Source organism: Klebsiella quasivariicola, from assembly GCF_002269255.1.
GTDB lineage: Bacteria > Pseudomonadota > Gammaproteobacteria > Enterobacterales > Enterobacteriaceae > Klebsiella > Klebsiella quasivariicola.
The window spans coordinates 4,051,985-4,069,761 of record NZ_CP022823.1 but is presented as its reverse complement, the minus strand read 5'-3'; the positions used below and the strand labels follow the sequence as shown (position 1 = coordinate 4,069,761).

15 protein-coding genes are annotated in these 17,777 nt (G+C 63.9%); 4 read left to right on the top strand and 11 right to left on the bottom strand.

What is annotated here, in order from left to right:
* The first annotated feature begins 85 nt into the window (after window positions 1-85).
* The gene (gene mtnA / locus B8P98_RS20570) at window positions 86-1,114 is read left to right on the top strand and encodes an S-methyl-5-thioribose-1-phosphate isomerase (RefSeq protein ID WP_025714572.1); all 1,029 of its coding nucleotides are present in this window, start codon (window positions 86-88) and stop codon (window positions 1,112-1,114) included.
* 49 nt (window positions 1,115-1,163) lie between these two features.
* On the opposite strand, the gene B8P98_RS20565 is transcribed toward mtnA, so the two are convergent.
* From B8P98_RS20565 to codB, 7 genes are all read right to left on the bottom strand, one after another.
* On the bottom strand, window positions 1,164-2,432 hold the full coding sequence (locus tag B8P98_RS20565; RefSeq protein WP_095033382.1) for a histidine phosphatase family protein: 1,269 nt from the start codon (window positions 2,430-2,432) through the stop codon (window positions 1,164-1,166).
* Between the two features lie 25 nt (window positions 2,433-2,457).
* Window positions 2,458-3,816: an MFS transporter gene (locus B8P98_RS20560; protein WP_095033381.1), complete on the bottom strand. Its 1,359-nt coding sequence runs from the start codon at window positions 3,814-3,816 to the stop codon at window positions 2,458-2,460.
* 110 nt (window positions 3,817-3,926) lie between these two features.
* Complete coding sequence (locus B8P98_RS20555; protein ID WP_095033380.1) at window positions 3,927-4,736, bottom strand: inositol monophosphatase family protein; 810 nt, start codon at window positions 4,734-4,736, stop codon at window positions 3,927-3,929.
* Between the two features lie 121 nt (window positions 4,737-4,857).
* Window positions 4,858-5,814: a LacI family DNA-binding transcriptional regulator gene (locus tag B8P98_RS20550; protein ID WP_167382703.1), complete on the bottom strand. Its 957-nt coding sequence runs from the start codon at window positions 5,812-5,814 to the stop codon at window positions 4,858-4,860.
* A 145-nt stretch (window positions 5,815-5,959) separates the two neighbouring features.
* Complete coding sequence (gene codA / locus B8P98_RS20545) at window positions 5,960-7,198, bottom strand: cytosine deaminase (protein ID WP_025714577.1); 1,239 nt, start codon at window positions 7,196-7,198, stop codon at window positions 5,960-5,962.
* Complete coding sequence (locus tag B8P98_RS20540) at window positions 7,195-8,430, bottom strand: PucR family transcriptional regulator (RefSeq protein WP_095033379.1); 1,236 nt, start codon at window positions 8,428-8,430, stop codon at window positions 7,195-7,197. The genes codA and B8P98_RS20540 overlap by 4 nt, the downstream gene beginning before the upstream one ends.
* Window positions 8,427-9,689, bottom strand: coding sequence for a cytosine permease (codB, locus tag B8P98_RS20535; protein WP_025714579.1), 1,263 nt, complete (start codon window positions 9,687-9,689; stop codon window positions 8,427-8,429). The genes B8P98_RS20540 and codB overlap by 4 nt, the downstream gene beginning before the upstream one ends.
* 451 nt (window positions 9,690-10,140) lie before the next feature.
* Here codB and B8P98_RS20530 point away from each other — a divergent pair, with 451 nt between their 5' ends.
* The 3 genes from B8P98_RS20530 to B8P98_RS20520 are packed head-to-tail and all read left to right on the top strand — an operon-like array spanning window position 10,141 to window position 13,283.
* Window positions 10,141-10,749: a methylthioribulose 1-phosphate dehydratase gene (locus tag B8P98_RS20530; protein WP_008805607.1), complete on the top strand. Its 609-nt coding sequence runs from the start codon at window positions 10,141-10,143 to the stop codon at window positions 10,747-10,749.
* Window positions 10,750-10,761: 12 nt separating this feature from the next.
* On the top strand, window positions 10,762-12,258 hold the full coding sequence (locus B8P98_RS20525) for an FGGY-family carbohydrate kinase (RefSeq protein ID WP_025714580.1): 1,497 nt from the start codon (window positions 10,762-10,764) through the stop codon (window positions 12,256-12,258).
* Window positions 12,255-13,283 carry a 2-hydroxyacid dehydrogenase gene (locus B8P98_RS20520; protein ID WP_095033378.1) on the top strand — a complete coding sequence of 343 codons (1,029 nt, stop codon included), beginning with the start codon at window positions 12,255-12,257 and terminating at the stop codon, window positions 13,281-13,283. The genes B8P98_RS20525 and B8P98_RS20520 overlap by 4 nt, the downstream gene beginning before the upstream one ends.
* 42 nt (window positions 13,284-13,325) lie before the next feature.
* Here the strand turns inward: B8P98_RS20520 and B8P98_RS20515 are convergent, their stop codons facing one another.
* From B8P98_RS20515 to B8P98_RS20500, 4 genes are read right to left on the bottom strand one after another with little or no spacing between them, the layout of a single operon-like run.
* On the bottom strand, window positions 13,326-14,267 hold the full coding sequence (locus B8P98_RS20515; RefSeq protein ID WP_080924558.1) for a carbohydrate kinase family protein: 942 nt from the start codon (window positions 14,265-14,267) through the stop codon (window positions 13,326-13,328).
* An 11-nt stretch (window positions 14,268-14,278) separates the two neighbouring features.
* Window positions 14,279-15,283, bottom strand: a complete 1,005-nt coding sequence (locus tag B8P98_RS20510; protein ID WP_080897287.1) for an ABC transporter permease — start codon at window positions 15,281-15,283, stop codon at window positions 14,279-14,281.
* The gene (locus tag B8P98_RS20505; protein WP_025714584.1) at window positions 15,280-16,269 is read right to left on the bottom strand and encodes an ABC transporter permease; all 990 of its coding nucleotides are present in this window, start codon (window positions 16,267-16,269) and stop codon (window positions 15,280-15,282) included. Before B8P98_RS20505 ends, B8P98_RS20510 begins: the two co-directional genes overlap by 4 nt.
* Window positions 16,266-17,768 carry a sugar ABC transporter ATP-binding protein gene (locus B8P98_RS20500; RefSeq protein WP_167382702.1) on the bottom strand — a complete coding sequence of 501 codons (1,503 nt, stop codon included), beginning with the start codon at window positions 17,766-17,768 and terminating at the stop codon, window positions 16,266-16,268. The genes B8P98_RS20505 and B8P98_RS20500 overlap by 4 nt, the downstream gene beginning before the upstream one ends.
* Between the last annotated feature and the right edge of the window lie 9 nt (window positions 17,769-17,777).

The window sequence follows — 17,777 nt, the reverse complement described above, 5'->3', positions numbered from 1 at the left end:
TTCTGATTAAGCCGTTCAGACGTCTATACTTCTGGATTCCATCCTGACACAATGTGATACAACAACGCAACAGGGATTTAACGACATGCAGACAATACAGACCACCAGCCTGCGGGTGAGTGAAAATCAGCTTTTTATTCTCGACCAGCAGGCCTTGCCGCAGGAAAAACGCTGGCTGGCGGCGGATAACGTTGCGCTGCTGGTGGACCATATTCATGCCCTGCGGGTGCGCGGCGCGCCGCTGATTGGCCTGTCCGCCAGCCTGCTGCTGGCTCTGCTGGCCCAGCGCGGCCTGAACCGGGATGAACTCCAGCAGGCGCTGGAGACGCTGCGCGCGGCGCGGCCGACGGCGGTCAACCTGATGAATAATCTGGATCGCATGAAGCAAGCGCTGGCCCGGGAAGATTACCCGCAGGCGCTGGAAGCGGAAGCTTTGCGTCTGGTCGAAGAGGACAAACAACTGTGCGACCGCATCGCTGAGGCGGGCAGTGCGCTGGTGCGGCCCGCCAGCCGTTTGCTGACCCACTGCAACACCGGTGGCCTGGCGACCGCCGGGGTGGGAACCGCCCTGGGGGTTATCGCGCTGGCGCACCGGCAGGGAAAAGTGACCAACGTGTGGGTCGATGAAACCCGGCCGCTGCTGCAGGGCGGACGTTTAACCGCCTGGGAGCTGGGCGAGCTGGGCGTGCCCTATCAGCTGATCACCGATTCAATGGCCGCCAGCCTGATGGCTCAGGGGCAGGTGGATGCGGTGTGGGTCGGCGCCGACCGTATCGCTGCCAACGGCGACGTGGCGAATAAAATCGGCACCTACTCTCTGGCGGTTTTGGCCCATTATCACCAGATCCCGTTTTACGTCGCTGCCCCGCAGACTACCCTCGACCGCTATTGCCCGAACGGCGCGGCGATCCCCATTGAGCAGCGCGCCGCGGCGGAAGTGACCGGGGTGGCGGGCAGCTTCGGCGCGGTACAGTGGGCGCCGACGGGGGCTGCCGTTTACAATCCGGCGTTCGACGTCACGCCTGCTGGGCTGATAAGCGGCTGGGTGCTGGACAGCGGGCTGGTCACCCCGGCGCAGGTCGCCGCAGGGGCGTTTGCGCCGGACAACGGATAGCAGACACCGTGCCGGGCCTGGAAAAAACGGCTTTCCCGGGCCCGCGCCGCTACGGCAGAACCATCGTTATCGTGGGGGCGGACGGCCGGTCGATACGCTGACCGAGGGCGGTAATAGCCGCCTGGAAGGGACACAGCGTACCGACGTCGGTCTGACGGCAGCCCGGCTGACGCCACTCCTGACGCAGCATCGGGTGCTGCGCGTCCGGCGTCTGCAGACGACGCAGGTCGTCGAGGCCTTGCGCCTGGAAATAGACCCGCAGATAGCGTTCCCCGCTCTTCGCATTGCGCCAGCGCTCCAGCACCAGGCTACTGCCCGGCGGGATATTTCCCCGGCTGTAGCCCGGCAGCTGCCAGCTAAAGTTCATCAGCGTGCGCACCATGGCGATATTGGTGTCATGGGCCACCAGCAGCAGCCAGCGTACGTTCGGATTCGCCTCCGGTTTGACGCCATCGAGCATAGCGTTGAGCAGCACCGACCCGCGTTTTTGCGCGGTATACAACACATCGTTGCTCAGATCGTAGTTTTCCGTTAACAGCGGCAGCAGGGCGGTGATCTGCCTGGCCCGGGTGATCTTGCCCCACGCCAGCTGGCTGAGAGGCAGGTTTTCACTCCAGCCGAGACGCAGCGTCTCCACCATATTGGCCATCACGCTCAGTCCGCTAATGGTGGTCTTTCCGCTTTTGCTCTGCTCGACCTGCCACGGGGTGTCGAAGATCGGGCAGGGTTTATCGGCCTGACAAACCGCCTGTTTCAATAATTGGATAGTCGGCGCCAGCCCCTGCCGACGCTGCGCCAGATCCCCGGCCTTCTCTTTCACCGCCGCCAGCTGGCGGGCGGGGTCGGTTTGCGTGGCGGCGAACTTGTCGGTCTGAAACAGGGGATCGGCGTCCCCGCTGACGTAATGGATAGCGACGCCGCAGCCCGGAAAGGCGCCATCCACCAGCGCCTGGGCGGTCGCTCGCGTCCGCTGCAGCGGGCTGGCGCGCACGTAAATCGACTCCGCCGTCGGGCATCCCGCCTGCAGCAGGCCGAGCTGGCGATAGTGCTGGCCTTCCTCACGTCCTTTGTTAACCACGGCGGCATAGCCATGGCCGGTGAGCTCGCCGTCATGGGTGGTCCACTCGGTCCACGGTCGTCCGGTGGCGGCCTCGATGGCTTCCCGGTTGCCGGCCGTCGGCGGGCGGATACCGTGGCGGCTGAGCTCGACCACTTTCTCCAGTTGCCAGTCCGCGGCGACGGCAGATTGCAGCGCCAGCAGCGGCAGCGCGCAGGCGATAAACAGGCGTAACAGCCCCTGATGTCTTGCAGGCATCATATCTTCTTCCTTATTCGTTAATCGGTTATGAGGAGAACGAGGTCTGCCGTTCGACGGCATGGCGCCGGGCGACGATGGCGGCAGTGGTAAAACAGAGTAGCGCGGAACCCAGACCGGTACCCACCCAGAACAGCGCCAGCGTGCTGAAATCATACAGCGTTTTGCCGTTCTCGAGGATCGCCGTTTTATCAATAATGATCCCGGTGAGAAACTCGCCCAGGCCGGCCCCGGCGTAGCTGGCGATGCCGATGGTGCCGAGCGCGGCCCCGGCGGCTTTGCGCGAGGAGATATCGACGGCGATCAGCCCGCCGAGGAAGCAGGTCAGGGCGCCAATGGTGGCCCCGAAGATAATCATCGCCAGAATATCAGTGTAATAATTGTGCGGCGACCAGAGCATCAGGGCGAAGCCGGCGGTGTTCAGCAGGCTGATAAACCCGGCCATCACGCTGCGGTTGCGTGGAAAAAAGCGGTCGGAGAGCATACCGGCGATGATGGTCCCGGCGATGCCGGCGATGGCGTTGACGCCGATAATCCCGGACGCCTCCAGCGTGGAATAGGCTTTATCCTGCTCGAGAAAGAAGATCCCCCACGAGTTGACGGCGTAGCGGTCGATGTACATAAAGGCGGAGGCGAGGGCGAGGGTCCACAGCGCCGGGTTGCGCAGCGCCAGCAGCTGGTTTTTAAACACCGAGCCGCGGGCTTCGACCTCCTCCTGCGGTTCATCGCGGATGACGTTGATGGACGGAAAGCCGCTGCTCTGCGGCGAATCGTGCATGAACAGCACCAGCAGCACCACCCCGGCGGCGCCGAGCGCGGCGGTGGACAGGTAGCCCATCTGCCAGCCAAAGGCGGCGATCACCGCGGCGATCACCATATAGGTCACCGCCTCGCCGATATTATGCGCCGTCGACCAGATGCCATAGAAAGTGCCGCGCTCCTTAACGCCGTACCAGCGCGCCAGCGAGACCGCGCAGGGGCCGACGCCCATCGACTGCGCCCAGCCGTTGATCCCCCAGAAGATGGCCAGCAGCAGGGCGTTAGTGGTCATCCCCATCAGCAGGTTCATCCCGGCGCTGAGCAATAAACCGAGGCTCATATAGCGCACCACGTTCGCGTGATCGGCGATAAAGCCGTTGACCAGTTTGCCGATGGCGTAGCTGAAGAACAGGGTGGAGCCGATCATGCCCAGCTCCGTCGGGGTGATCCCCAGCTCTACCAGCGCGCTTTTGGCGACGGTGAACGATAACCGGCAGACGTAAAAGGTGACGTAGGCCAGGGTCATGGCGATAAAAGTCTGCCAGCGCACCCGGCGAAAACGGTGTTCATCAAACGCGGCGCCCGCTTTCGGCGGCGACGCCCGGAAAAAAGCGATAATTCCAGACATAGGTGGTTCTCCGCAGGTCGGAGGCGTGACTGATTGATGTGGTTCGTCCGTGAGTGAAGTTATCGTTACTGTGTAGAGTACATAATCAGAGATAGCCTGACCCGTAAGGGTTAAAGTAAGGGTTGGGGGATCATCTTTTTCAGCTGCGGGTAGAGCGTCTGGCTGGCCAGCAGCAGCGGATTGCCGCGCTGGATCCCCTCCTGCGCCAGAAAATCGTTGCTGGCGCCGCCCGCTTCGCGCATCAGCACCAGCCCTGGCAGGGCGTCCCACGGGTTCATGTGCGGCTCGTAGTAGCCAATCAACCGGCCCGCCGCCGCCCAGGCGCTCATCAGCGCCCCGGAGCCGTTGCGGATAAACATGCCGCCGTCGCTGAGCAGCGCCTGCAGAAACGGCAGAAAGTCCGCCGGGGTGACGCGATGCGAGGTGCCAACGCCCATCACGCCCTCTTTGACCGTCGCCGCAGGGTGCGGACGGATCGGGGCGTCGTTGAGCCAGGCGCCGTGGCCCCGCAGGGCATGAAACAACTCGCGATGGTTGGGGTCGTAGACCACGCCGATGACCGGTTCGCCGTCGGCGACGATCGCCAGCGACAGGCACCAGGTGTGCAGGCCGTTGAGGAAACAGCTGGTGCCATCGATGGGGTCGACCACCCACAGCACCCGGGCGTCGGGCAGGCGAGTGCCGCTCTCTTCGCCGAGAAAGCCATCCTCCGGAAACGCGCTCTGGATGCGCTGTTTGACAAAGGCCTCCACCCGTTTGTCGGCCACGCTGACCACATCCTGCAGGTCATCGCCTTTATGGTCGACGGTCAGCGCCTCGCGCTGTTGATAGAATTCAAACGCCAGCTCAGCCCCCGCTTTCGCCAGCTCGCAGGCCAGGCGGTAGCGGGCCTGTAGCGCTTCTGATTCCTGAGATTGCATAGTGACTCCCTATTTTGCACACGTGTGCATTTTGCGTGAAAAAAACAGCCCCGAAGGGCCGAATGAGTGTGGCCGGGTTTCGCAGAAGATTCTGTGATCGCTCCAGCATAAAATGATTTTTTCATTTCGCACTATGGCGAATAATTAGTTTCACCGGCACTTCGCGATGGCGCGAGGGCAGGCTGAAGCGGGCGATCCGCGTCATCAACAGATCCACCGCGTGGTGCGCCAGCAGGGCGGTATTCTGCTGGACGGTGGTGAGCTGATAGGGCTGCCAGTCCGCCTGCGGGATATCGTCAAAGCCGACGATGGCCGGCAGCGGGGCGGCGGCGGGGGCGTCCCGCAGGCCGTCCAGGGCGCCCAGCGCCAGCATATCGGTGGCGCAGAACAGCGCCTGCACCCCGGGGTTTTCAGCAACCAGTTCTCTGGCGGCCTGGTAGCCGGCCTGATAGCCGCCGCCGTCGCAGAAGCGGCTGCTCACCGTCATGCCCGACGTCCGGGCGATAAAAGCCTCATAGCGCTGACGGGTGCTGAAGTTCTCGCGATTTTCGCCAATAAAGCCAACCTGCTGCCAGCCTCGGCGACTGAACAGATCCGCCACCAGCTTTGCCCCCTGGGCGTTATCGCTGCACACCCGGTCGCAGCCGGCGAGGTCCGCATGGCGGTTGATCAGGGTGACGGGGATCTTGCGCGCCAGATACTCTTCCGCCAGCGACAGCGGCGGCGCGCCGGAGGTGATGATCACCCCGGCGACGTGATAGCTCAGCAGCTGTTTAAGCGAGGGGGCGAGCTGCTGCGGATCGTCAGCGTTCATCAGCAGCGGCATAAAGCCATTGAGCGCCAGCTGATGGACCAGCGGCGCCAGCAGTTTGCTGCGAAACGGGTTGTCGAAACCGGCGGTAACGATGCCGATAAAATTACTGCTGCCGGTGATCATCGTCCGGGCGATGATATTCACCTGATAGCCCAGGGTTTCCGCGGCGCTCAGCACCTTCTGCCGGGTCTTCTCCGACACCGAGGCGCCGGGGGTGAAGGTGCGGGAGACCGCCGAGCGCGAGACGCCGGCCAGTCTGGCCACGTCCTCGGCCTTAATCCATTTTTTATCGCTCATCGTCGTTTCGCGCCGTCTGTTTTCCAGGAAGCCGACGCCCGGGCGGGCGTCGGTCACGCACACTGCCTGAAAAGGTATCACAGAAAGGCGCCGACGCGCAGCGCCTTGCGCCTTATGCCGGGTAGCGGATGTGCTCCACCTCACGCTGCAAAATCACCTTGCCGTGGCGAATGGAGGTCAGCACCCGTGCCTGACGACGGACGGCTTCGTAGTCGTTTTCCGCATCGAGGATCAACAGGTTAGCCGGGCGGCCTTCGGCGAGGCCGTAATTATCGCCCAGACACAGCGCTCGGGCGCTGTTGTCGGTGACAAAGTCGAGGCAGCGCTGCAGATCGTCATAGCCGAGCATATGGCAGATGTGCAGCCCGGCATCCAGAATGCGCAGGATATTGCCGTTCCCCAGCGGGTACCACGGATCCTGAATCGAGTCCTGGGCAAAGCAGACGTTGATGCCGGCGCGATCCAGCTCCGCCACCCGGGTGACGCCGCGCCGTTTCGGCCAGCTGTCAAATCGGCCCTGCAAATGAATGCTTTCGGTCGGGCAGGAGATGAAGTTGATGCCAGAGGCTTTCAGCAGGCGAAACAGCTTTGAGCAGTAGGCGTTATCATAAGAGCCCATCGCGCAGGTGTGGCTGGCGGTGACCTGCGCTCCCATGCCGCGCACCCGCGCCTCTTCCGCCAGCACTTCGAGGAAACGCGACTGCGGATCGTCGATTTCATCGCAGTGGACATCCACCAGGCGGCCGTAACGCTGGGCGAGGTCCATCAAAAACATCACCGAGCTGACCCCTTTGTCGCGGGTGTTCTCATAGTGCGGAATGCCGCCCACCACGTCGGCGCCCATCTCGATGGCGCGCGTCATCAGCTCCCGGCCGTTGGGGTACGATTCGATCCCCTCCTGCGGGAAGGCGACAATCTGCAGATCGATAAGGTCGGCGGCCTCTTGTTTCACTGCCAGCAGCGCCTTCAGGGCCGCCAGTGACGGGTCGGTGACATCCACATGGGTCCGGACGTGCTGGACGCCGAAATCGCGCAGCATACCGATGGTTTTCAGCGCCCGCTGGCGGGTGTCCTCTGGGGTAATGCTCGCTTTGCGCTGGCTCCAGCGGGTGATGCCTTCAAACAGGGTGCCGCTGCGGTTCCACTCCGGCTCGCCCGCGGTGAGGGTGGCGTCAAGATGAATATGCGGCTCGACGAAGGGCGGGATCGCCAGCCGGCCCCGGGCGTCAATATCCCCGGCGTCGGCAGTCTGCATCGCGGCCTGGGCGGTGATGCGCTGAATCATCCCGTCCTGCAGGTCAAGAGTAAACAGCGCCTCCTGGCGGCGCAGGCGAGCGTTAATAATTTTCATAATGGGTCCTGTAAATGGTTTTGCGATAAACGCCAGATCACCAGCGCGACCGAGGCGTTGAGATGAAACTGGGGGTGGCTGACCGGGTAGCCGGTCAGTTTTTCAATACGCTGGATGCGCTGATGCAATGTGTTGCGATGCAGGCCCAGCCGGTCGGCGGCCCGCACCACGTTGCCGTTCTCCTGCAGCAGCGTCTCGAGGGTCTCCAGCAGCAGCCATGGCGCTTTGCGGCCCGGTTCGATCAGGCAGCCCAGGGTGTCGTGCATAAAATCGTTGAGCAGCGCCGGGTCGCTGACCGCGGACAACAGTTTGATAAACCCCAGCTGCTGATAGTCGCTGATACGCTGGGTCGGCCGCAGGGTATCGCACAGATCCAGCGCCTGGCGCGCCTGCGACAGCGCCCGCGGGTAGCCCTGCAGCTGTCTGAGCGGCGCGGAGAGGCCGCAGAGCAGCGATAAACTCTCCTCTCCGTCCGCCAGCGTCTGCAGCCACTGCTGTAGCCATTTTTTCTGCTGAAAGCCTTCTCCCTCCTCATCCGGCAGCAGGAAAAGAAACATGTTGCTGCGCTCCAGCAGCGGAAAGGGATTGCCCTGCTGGTTGAGCTGCTGCTGCAGCTGCTGACGGACGCTGCGGTGGGCCTGCAGTAGCCAGGCTTCGGCCTGTTCGGGCGGGAACTGGCGAAACAGGCGGGACAGTCCCTCCAGACGCAGCGCTGCCAGCCGCAGCGGACGGGTAAAATCGAGCTGCTGGTGCAGGGCGCGCTGGTGGAGCATCTGCAGATCCGGATAGTCGCCGGTGACCAGCTGCATCAGAATGTCGCGCTGCGACTGCAGGGCGTTTTCGCTGCGCACCAGCGCGGTGCCGATGCGCTCGGTGACAATTACCATCTTCAGCAGGTAGGGCTGCTCGATCAGCGGCATGCCCAGCTCGTCGGCAAGGGCGATCAGCGTGGCGGGAATAGCGTGGATATAGGCCTCGCCGGTGAGGATCACCATCCCGGCGATGCCGCGCTGTTTGCCCTCCATCAGCAGCTGGATCAGGTTGGCTTCATCCCGGGGATGGTTGATGCCGGTGATAAACACCAGCTCGCCGCCCATGATCCACTCGGCGATATGTTCATTTTCCGCCACGTAGTACCAGCGTACCGCCCGCTGCAGCCCTTGCTTTCCCGCCCGCAGACGCAGGGCGGAGAGTCCCTCAAGGGCCAGCAGTTCGCTGACCGTCAGGCTCATGGCTCCTGCTCCGCGACGGCGGCAGGCTGGCGTTTGCTTAGCAGGGTCAGGGCGATATAGACCAGCGCGGAGACGGTGATCCCCACCAGCGGTGCGATCCACGGTGACAGATAGGCCACCACCGCGCCAGCGGCGTAGGCGCCGAGTCCCAGCCAGTTAAAACGCGGCAGGCGGGCGTTCTGCAGCAGGGGATAGCGTCCGCCGCGGGCGAACCAGTAGTCGGCGAGGATCACCCCGCCGATGGGCGGAATAATACTGCCCAGCAGCACGAGGAACGGGATCAGCATTTCGTACATCCCGCCGATGGCGAGCACAATGCCCACCCCGGCGGCGGCGAGGGTCAGCGTCCGGCGACGTTCGCTGCGCAGCAGATGGCAGGCGGCGGCAGAGACGTTATAGATGGTGGGTCCCTGGATGGTCAGCAGGTTGAGACACAGCATGATCACCGCGGCGACCGACAGCCCCTGCAGGATCAGCACTTCGACGATATCGGCCTGCTGATAGACGATGGCGCACCAGGCGCCGGCGACGATCATCAGCCCGTTGCCGATGAGGAAGCTGCCCATGCTGGCGAGAATGGCGGTCCGGCTGGAGTTGGCCAGCCGGGTCCAGTTCGTCGCCTGGGTGGCGCCGCTGGCGAAGGTCCCGAAGACCATGGTGATGGCCGCCGACCAGGTCATGGTGTCGCTCGGCGCAATGCGGGTCATTGCCTGCCAGCCGCCGGCGTGGTGCAGCGCCAGATACATGGAGACCATTAGCAGTACAAACATCAATGGCACCGACAGGCGCGACAGCGCGTCCAGCCCCTTGTAGCCCACCAGCGCGGTGACGCAAAAGAGAATGCCAAACAGCACCATCAACGGCTGGGTCAGCGCCTCGGGCAGGGCGAGGATCTTCACCAGCGAGATAGCGACCGTGGCGGTCCCCCAGGCGTACCAGCCCAGTTCGGCAAAGCCAAGAATAAAGTCGGCCAGCTTGCTGCCGATCTCCCCGAAGCAGAACCGGCCCATCAGCACCGTATTCAGGCCGCTGCGCGCGGCGATCCAGCCCAGCGACGCGGCATAGAGGGCCAGCAAGGCGTTGCCGATGACGGCTATCCACAGCAGATTGACGATGGAAAAGGAGACGCCGAGTTTGCCGCCGGCAAACATCGTGCCGGTGAAAAAGGTAAAGCTGAACAACACCATGGCGATGGAAAATACGCCTTTGCGTCCGGCGGCGGGCGCTTCGACGAGGGGAAAATCATTGCTGTTTGACATCCTGGAACCTCTGGCTGGTAGATGGGCGGTGATAGCCGGAAGTAGCAAGAGATGTGCCAGGAAAAACCGGGCACGGGGAATATCACAGGATGTGCACAGTGCACAGTAATGATGGGGTAAAGACGATGAGATGCCATTTTAGTGGGCATCCTGCCATGTTTTGCACCAGTCCAGGGCAGAGGAGGGCGGCGAGCGCATCCCTGGCGCAGGAGGAGAATTTCAGCCAGGGCGATCCGCCAGTTTTTGGCCAGCGAGTAGTGGAGAATAGCGGTGTATTGAAAACGGTTGGTTAAATCACTGTGAATAAAGGTTATTTAATATGCATTTATGGTATAACCATTTGTCTTGTGTGTGTTTCCTGAAATATTGTCCCCTCCGGTTAGCGGTGTTAGTATCGGATAAATAGCCATTTAGACGGCTAAATAAATCATCGCTAACCTAAGGAACTGCTATGTGGCAAGAAAGACTCGCGCAACTGGTCACCACCTGTCATTGGATCGGGGCGAAAGGCTGGGCGCCGGCGACCGGCGGCAATATGTCGGTGCGTCAGGATGACACCTGGTGCTGGCTAAGCGAGTCGGGCCGCGATAAAGGCAGCCTGACAACCGAGGATTTTCTGCAGGTTGAGATCGCCACCAATCAGGCGCCTTCCGGCCGGAAGCCGTCGGCGGAGACCGGCCTGCACACCCTGGTGTATCGCCTGTTCCCGGAAGCCAACGTGGTGCTGCATGTGCATACCGTCAACGCCACGGTGCTGTCGCGCATCGAAAAAAGCGACACGCTGGCGCTGCAGGGGTATGAAATGCAGAAAACCCTTAGCGGGCAGCACAGCCATCTCGATACCGTGCCGGTCGCCATCTTCGATAATGACCAGGATATTGACGCCCTGGCGGCGCGGATTGCCGATTATGCGCAAACGCGCCCGCTGCGCTACGGTTTTCTGCTGCGCGGCCACGGCCTGACCTGCTGGGGGAAAGATATTCAGGAGGCCCGCCGGCAACTGGAGGGGCTGGAGTTCCTGTTCGAGTGCGAGCTGATGCGCCGCCGCTACGAGCCCTGAGCCGGAGCAGGTATGGATTTTTATCTTGGTATTGATATTGGCACCTCGCGGGTGAAAGCGGTGCTGTTTGATCAGCATTTCACCGCCTGCGCCAGCGCCGCGGAAAACACGTCACCCCGCCTGTCGGCCAATGGCTATGCGGAACAGGATATGACCCAGCTGTGGCATTCGGTGCTGGCTATTCTGCGCCAGATTGCCCGCCACCCGGCGCTGCAGGCGGGGCGGCTGCGGGCCATCGGCCTCGCCGGGCAAGGGGAGGGGGTCTGGCTCAGCGATGCGCAGGGTGAACCGGTGGGCCCGGGGATCCTGTGGAGCGATACCCGCAGCCACGAGCTGATGAGCGACCTGCTGCGCCGGCCCGGCTTCGACCGCCGCTATTTCGCCGATACCGGCACCCACCTGCAGCCCTGCAATACCAGCCTGCAGCTGTACTGGCTGAAACAGTATCAGCCGGCGCGGCTGGCGGCCGCGCGCTATCTGTTTTTCGCCAAGGACTGGATCCGCTTTCGCCTGACCGGCGTGGCGGCGCTGGAGCTGACGGACGCCAGCAGCTCGTTACTTAACCAGCAGACCGGCGGCTGGTCCTCGGTGGTGATGAACGAGATGGGGCTGAACGAACTGCTGCCGCTGTTTCCCCCGCTGCTGGCCCCGGATGCCCCGGCCGGCACGCTGAGCGACGCGGTGGCGGCGCTGACCGGACTGCCCGCCGCGACGCCGGTGGCCGCCGGGGCGCTGGATGTCTGTAGCGCCGCGCTGGGCTGCGGCGCGGTCAACGAAGGGGATATCTACACGATCCTCGGGACCACCTGCTGCACCGGGATCGTCTGCCGCGGCCCGCAGACGGTGAACGAGGCGACGCGCTTTGTCACCCATACCGAAGCCGGGCAGGTGATCTCGCTGTTTCCGATGCAGGCCGGTACGCCAAACATTGACTGGCTGCAGCAGCATATTTCGCTGGACGCCGATCTGGATCGGCTGGAGCAGGCGATCGCGGAGGTGGAGCCGGGCAGCGGCGGCGTCTTCTGGCAGCCGTACCTCAATGGCGAACGCGCGCCGTTTTACAGCCCGGACGCGCGGGCCGGCTTTTTTGGCATTAGCCCGCACACCACCCGCGCCGAACTGCAGCGCGCGGTGTTTGAAGGCCTGGCCTTCGCCATTGTCGATGCGCTGCAGGGTTATCCGCAGGGCGGCGAGCTGTATCTGACCGGCGGCGGCGCAGCCTCGGCGACCTGGCTGCAGATTATCGCCGACTGTACCGGACGCACGGTGGTCTCCAGCGCCTTTAACGAACTGAGCGCGCGCGGCGCGGCGATTCTGGCGGCCCGCAGCGTCGCGGCGCTGGCCGGGACGCCTCCGCTGGCGCAGACCCGCTATCAGCCGCGCCCTCAGGCGCATGCCCGCTACGCGGCGCTGTATCCCGTTTACCGCCTGCTGCGCGAGCAGATGCTGCCGGTATGGCAGGCCAGGCAGGCCGCCCTTCAATCTTTTTCTCAGGACCTACAACCATGAAAATCGTTTTTACCGCCGAGCATGCTGGCGACCTTAGCGCCTTCCACCCGCTGGGCGAGCTGCTGGTGGAGGGATGGGCGCTGGGCAAACCGAAGCTCAGCGCCGGTCAGCTGATTGAGCTGGCCCACGACGCCGAGGTGCTGGTGACCAGCTATGATGAGGTGACGGACGCGGTAATGGCCGCCTGTCCGCGCCTGCAGGTAATCGCCTGCACCCGCGCCAATCCAGTGAATATTGATACCCAGGCCGCGCAGGCGCGCGGCATCCGGGTGCTTTATACCCCGGGGCGCAATGCCGATGCCGCCGCGGAGCTGACGTTTGGCCTGATGCTCAGCCTGGCGCGCCATATTCCGCAATCCCATGCGGCGCTGAAGCGGGGGGAATTCACGCAGGCTGACAATGCCGCAGCCGCCACCCGGCAGGGCCTGCGGCGGGATGTGGTCTGGGACGTGAACCCGGAAAGCCCCTATGAAGTGTTTAAGGGCAGTGAACTGCGCAATAAAACGCTGGGGCTGGTGGGCTATGGCAACATTGGCCGCCGGGTGGCGCGTATCGCCCGGGCGTTCGGTATGGCGGTGTTGGTGGTGGATCCGTTCGTCGCCGCAGAGGATATTAATGAGCCAGGGTTACAGAAAACGACCCTGGAGGCGCTGTTCCGCGAGGCGGATATCGTCAGCCTGCATCTGAGCAGCGGGCCGCACAGCGACGGGCTGGTGAATGCGGCGCTGTTAAACAGCATGAAGCCCGGCGCGCTGCTGATCAATACCTCTCGCGCGGCGGTGGTCGACGAGGCTGCGCTGATTGATGCCCTGCGTCACGGCCCGCTGGGCGGCGCGGCGCTGGATGTTTATCACCGCGAACCGCTGTGGCGCGATCATCCTTTTGTCACCGAGTTCGATAACGTGATTATCACGCCGCATATCGCCGGAGCCACCCGGGAGAGTATCGCCAAACACACGGCGATGATTGCCGCCGATCTTCAGCGCTATGTTGCCGGGGAGCCGCTGCTGTACCCGTGGCGTTAAGCCGCTTGCGCCGCCGCGTCCTGCAGCGGCGTGGGTCCAACGTCAGGGGCGATGGGCCGCCATAAAAGCCTGGGTCTGTTCCCAGTCTACCACCCCGGCATCCGATCCCATCCCGGTTGCCACCAGCGCGGCCACCGCCGAGGCGACGTCACACGCTGCTTTCACGCTGAGCCCGCGCGCCAGCGCGGCAATAAACCCGCCGCAGTAGCTGTCGCCGCAGCCGGTGGTATCCACTGCCTCGACGGGCCACGGCGCAATATGCTCCAGCGCGCCATCGCCACGGATAAGCCAGGAGCCGTTCTCGCCGTCTTTCAGAATACAGGTGCCCACGCCGAGCGCCAGGAAGAAACGGCCGATGGCCTCCGGCTGGGTCTCGCCGCAGAGAAAAGCGGCTTCCTCCAGCGAAGGCATGAAATAATCCACCGACGGCAGCAGGGGCCGCAGCAGTTCAAGGGTGTCTTCATTCGGGGCGATAAGGTCAAAGCTGGTGGTGACTCCGCGCGCTTTAGCCGCCTGCAACAGCCGCGCGCTCTGCCCCTGATCCATTGCCGCCAGCAGTCCGGTCCCGCCGTGATGCAGGAAACGACAGTCGAGGACGGCGTCAAATTCCGCGTCACTGACAAACAGGGCGTCGGATGCGCCCCGGCAGTGCAGGGCCGGACGCTCGCCGTTGGGGCGAATCGGCAGGATCGTCGCCGAGGTCTCTTTCAGCGCGGTGCGCTGGATAAGCGAGCAGTCGATGCCCAGCCGGGCATAGCTGGCGAGGATAAAGTCGGCCTTTTCATCTTCACCCAGGCAGGCCACCGCTGCGGTGCGGATCCCCAGCTTCGCGGCGTTAATATTGGCCCCGGCGGCGGTGCCGGCGGGGTTGAGGCGAATTTGCTCAATAAAGGCGACGCCGCCGCGCGGCGGGATCGCCACCACCGGGCGCCCGGCGATATCCAGAATAGTCAGGCCGACAAACACGGCGTCAAAGGTTGCCATCGTTCTCCCGTTTAGCGATGCGTTTGGCGCATGCGCGCCTGCCAGAAGGAAAGGGCGAGGGCCACCACCAGAATCACGCCGACCAGCGCGTCCTTCACCAGATAATTGAGCCCCATCAGGTTCAGGCCATTATCAATAATGGCAAGGAACAGCACGCCGCCGAGGGTGCCAAGGATGCTGACCCGGCCCAGACGATTAAAGGCGGTGCCGATAAATACTGCCGCAATGGCGTCCATCAGGTAAGACTGCCCGGCCAGCGGGGTAAACTGCCGCAGGTTGGCGGAGAGGATCACCCCGCCGACGGCACAGAGCGCCGAGGCGGCCACCAGCACGCCGAGCATGGTCAGGCGATCGCGGATCCCGGCGATGCGCGCTGCTTCGCTGTTCTGACCGATGGCGCGGACATATTTGCCCCACAGCGTGCGCTCGGTGACCAGCCAGGCCACCAGCCACAGCGCCAGCACAATCACCACCGGCGTGGGGATCCCACCAAGGCTGCCCACTGCCAGATCGTGATATTCCGGCGCCATCCGCCGATAGGCTATCGCGCCGCCGCCGTCGGTATAGATGCGCTCGGCGCTGCTGGCGATAAACCAGGTGCCGAGCGTGGCGAGGAAGGGGCGGATCCGGCAGATGAGGATCAGAAAGGCATTGAGCAGGCCAATCAGGACGCCGCCAAGCAGGGCGCAGCCCACCGCGGCCTGCCACGGCAGATGCCAGGTTTTCAGGGCGACGAGGGCGAAGGCGGCGCCGAAATCGAGCGCAACGCCCACCGACAGATCAATCGCCCCGGCGCTGACGATCAGGGTCATCGCCATCGCCACAATCAGCAGGATCGCGCTGCCCTGCAGCAGGTTGGCCCAGTTATCCACGGTTAAAAATACCGGATTCGCCCAGCCAAACAGGGCGATGGCCAGCAGGGTGATGACGCCAAATCCGGCCCGCGATAGCCAGGCCAGCGGGCTGCTGGCCGTCTGTTCTGTCGGGGCAGGGGTTTTCAGGGTTATCTGGCTCATGCCTCGCCTCCTTTGTGTCTGACCGCCGATGCCGCCAGCACCACCAGGATCAGGCCGCCTTTAATGGCGCCCATCCAGAAGATATTGACCCCCAGCAGGCCGAGCCCGTTAGAGAGGGCATTGACCAGAATCGCCCCCAGCAGCGCCCCCCAGATGGTGACCACCCGACGGCGCGAGAAGGCGGCGCCGATAAAGGTCGCCAGCACGGTTTCCAGCAGCAGCGGCGTGGCCGTCCCGCTGGAACTGCCGGAGCCCTGGCTGAGCAGCGGCAGAATAGCCAGCCCGGCGGCAATGCCCGCTAACAGCCAGACCAGCAGGGTCAGGCGGCGCACGTTCAGGCCGCTCATCTGCGCCATATCGCGGTTGCCGCCCACCGCCTGCACATGCTGGCCGAAGCGGGAGTGGTGGAGCAGGAACTGGAACAGGATAAATACCCCCAGCAGATAGATCAGCGGCCAGGGCAGGCCCAGCACGCTGTTATCGCGAAAGGCGACCATCAGCGGATCGCTGACCGCGATGCGCCGCTGGCCGGTCAACAGATCTGTCAGGCCGGTAAACGCCACGGAGGTCGAGAGGGTGGCCAGCAGCGGCGGCAGGCCGGCCGCCAGCACCAGCAAGCCGTTAATTGCCCCGCAGAGCAGGCAAACCGCCGCCAGCAGCGCCAGCAGCAGGAGGTACGGCGTGTGCCATTCGGCCAGACCGAGGCTGAGCAGCGCGACGCCGAGCACCGCCGTCGCCGGCAGGGAGAGGTCGATGCCGCCGGAGACCACGTCATCCCCGCCCACGGCGATAACGCAGACCAGGCCGAAACAGAGGATCGCCAGCGGAACGCTCTGGACCAGCATCAGGCTGATATTTTGCCAGCTGAGAAAGTAGGGAGACTGTACGCTCAGCCATACCAGCAGCGCCAGAAACAGGATCAGGGGAAATTTTTCAATCAGCGTCGCCAGGCCCGGACGGCCGCGACGCAGGATAGCGGTACTCATGGTGAAGGCTCCTGTCCGCCGTTGATCGCCACCAGCAGGGCGTCCAGCGTTAGCCCGTGGGTGGGCAGATTGGCCGCCAGCGCGCCGCGCCAGAGGACCAGGATCCGGTCGCATAGTCCGAGCAGTTCGGTGGCGTCGCTGGAGGAGACCAGCACCGCCCGTCCTTTATCGGCTAGCTGGCGCGTCCGTTGATAAATATCGCGACGGGCGCCGATATCGACCCCAAGGGTGGGTTCATCGAGAATAAACAGCCGGGCATCGGTCCCCAGCCAGCGGGCGAGGATCGCTTTCTGCTGATTACCGCCGCTCATGTAGCGTACCGGCAGCCCCGGGCGTCCCGGGCGGATCGCCAGCTGTTCTATCCAGTCGCGCGCTTTCTGCTCGGCGAGACCCCGCCGCTCCCAGCCCAAGGTGGCGGTCTCCGGCAGCGAGGCGAGATTAATATTGTCGGCGGTGGTGAAGGGCAGGATCAGCCCCTGATGGCGGCGGTCGCGCGGCACCAGCGCCATGCCGGCGCGGATCGCCTGCTTTGGCGTGCGGATGCGCCGCGGCCGGCCGTCGAGGTGGATGGTACCGCGTTCCGCCGGGCGTAAGCCGTAGAGTAAGTCGACCAGCACATCGCGCCCGGCGCCCAGCAGGCCGGCGACGCCGACGATTTCGCCCGGCTGAATATCAAAAGAGAGATCCTGCAGCTGCTGCCCGTCGCTCAGCTGGCGCACCGAGAGCAGCGGGGCCGCCCCGGTGTCTGCCGCCGGGCGCTGGCGCGGGGTATAGAGCTGGTCGATTTCCCGGCCAACCATCATGGCGATCAGCGCCTCGGTGTTCTGCAGCAGGTCGCGGTCCGGATAGCCGACCACTTCCCCGTTACGCAGCACGGTGCCGCGGTCGCAGAGGGTGGCTATCTCATTGAGGTAGTGGGAAATATACAGAATGGCAATGCCCTGGTCGCGCAGGCGCAGGATGGCGGAGGAGACCAGACTGGCCTCCTGCGCCTCCAGCGGCGCGGTGGGCTCGTCGAATACCACCAGCCGCGCCGCGCCGTCGATCAGCGCGCGGGCAATCTGCACCAGCTTGCGTTCGGCCAGGCTCAGGTCGCGCACCAGCCGTTCGGGGTCGATCGTCAACTGCCAGTGTTGCTGGAAAAATTGCGCCGTAGCGGCCTTCATCCGTCGGCGATCCAGCGCCCCCCAGCGGGTGCGATACTCCTGGCCGAGAAACACCGATTCCGCGACGGTAAAATGCGGGATCAGGTTCAGCTCCTGGTGGATAACGCGGATGCCGGCGGCTTCGATGGCAGCCGGGTTGCCGAGGGGCAGCGGGTGACCGTCCAGCGTCACGCTGCCGCTGTCGGCCTGATAGACGCCGGCGAGGATTTTGATCAGCGTCGATTTACCGGCGCCGTTCTCGCCAATCAGGCCATGAATTTCCCCTGGGCTCAGGCGCAGGGTGACCGCATTGAGCGCGGTGACGCTGGCAAAACGTTTGCCGATCTGGTCCATGACCAGACC

Excerpts from the sequence above, each read along its gene's own strand:
- mtnA (WP_025714572.1), top strand. The coding sequence starts at position 86 with ATGCAGACAATACAGACCACCAGCCTGCGGGTGAGTGAAAATCAGCTT.
- B8P98_RS20565 (WP_095033382.1), bottom strand. The coding sequence starts at position 2,432 with ATGATGCCTGCAAGACATCAGGGGCTGTTACGCCTGTTTATCGCCTGC.
- B8P98_RS20560 (WP_095033381.1), bottom strand. The coding sequence starts at position 3,816 with ATGTCTGGAATTATCGCTTTTTTCCGGGCGTCGCCGCCGAAAGCGGGC.
- B8P98_RS20555 (WP_095033380.1), bottom strand. The coding sequence starts at position 4,736 with ATGCAATCTCAGGAATCAGAAGCGCTACAGGCCCGCTACCGCCTGGCC.
- codA (WP_025714577.1), bottom strand. The coding sequence starts at position 7,198 with ATGAAAATTATTAACGCTCGCCTGCGCCGCCAGGAGGCGCTGTTTACT.
- B8P98_RS20540 (WP_095033379.1), bottom strand. The coding sequence starts at position 8,430 with ATGAGCCTGACGGTCAGCGAACTGCTGGCCCTTGAGGGACTCTCCGCC.
- codB (WP_025714579.1), bottom strand. The coding sequence starts at position 9,689 with ATGTCAAACAGCAATGATTTTCCCCTCGTCGAAGCGCCCGCCGCCGGA.
- B8P98_RS20530 (WP_008805607.1), top strand. The coding sequence starts at position 10,141 with ATGTGGCAAGAAAGACTCGCGCAACTGGTCACCACCTGTCATTGGATC.
- B8P98_RS20525 (WP_025714580.1), top strand. The coding sequence starts at position 10,762 with ATGGATTTTTATCTTGGTATTGATATTGGCACCTCGCGGGTGAAAGCG.
- B8P98_RS20520 (WP_095033378.1), top strand. The coding sequence starts at position 12,255 with ATGAAAATCGTTTTTACCGCCGAGCATGCTGGCGACCTTAGCGCCTTC.
- B8P98_RS20515 (WP_080924558.1), bottom strand. The coding sequence starts at position 14,267 with ATGGCAACCTTTGACGCCGTGTTTGTCGGCCTGACTATTCTGGATATC.
- B8P98_RS20510 (WP_080897287.1), bottom strand. The coding sequence starts at position 15,283 with ATGAGCCAGATAACCCTGAAAACCCCTGCCCCGACAGAACAGACGGCC.
- B8P98_RS20505 (WP_025714584.1), bottom strand. The coding sequence starts at position 16,269 with ATGAGTACCGCTATCCTGCGTCGCGGCCGTCCGGGCCTGGCGACGCTG.
- B8P98_RS20500 (WP_167382702.1), bottom strand. The coding sequence starts at position 17,768 with ATGGACCAGATCGGCAAACGTTTTGCCAGCGTCACCGCGCTCAATGCG.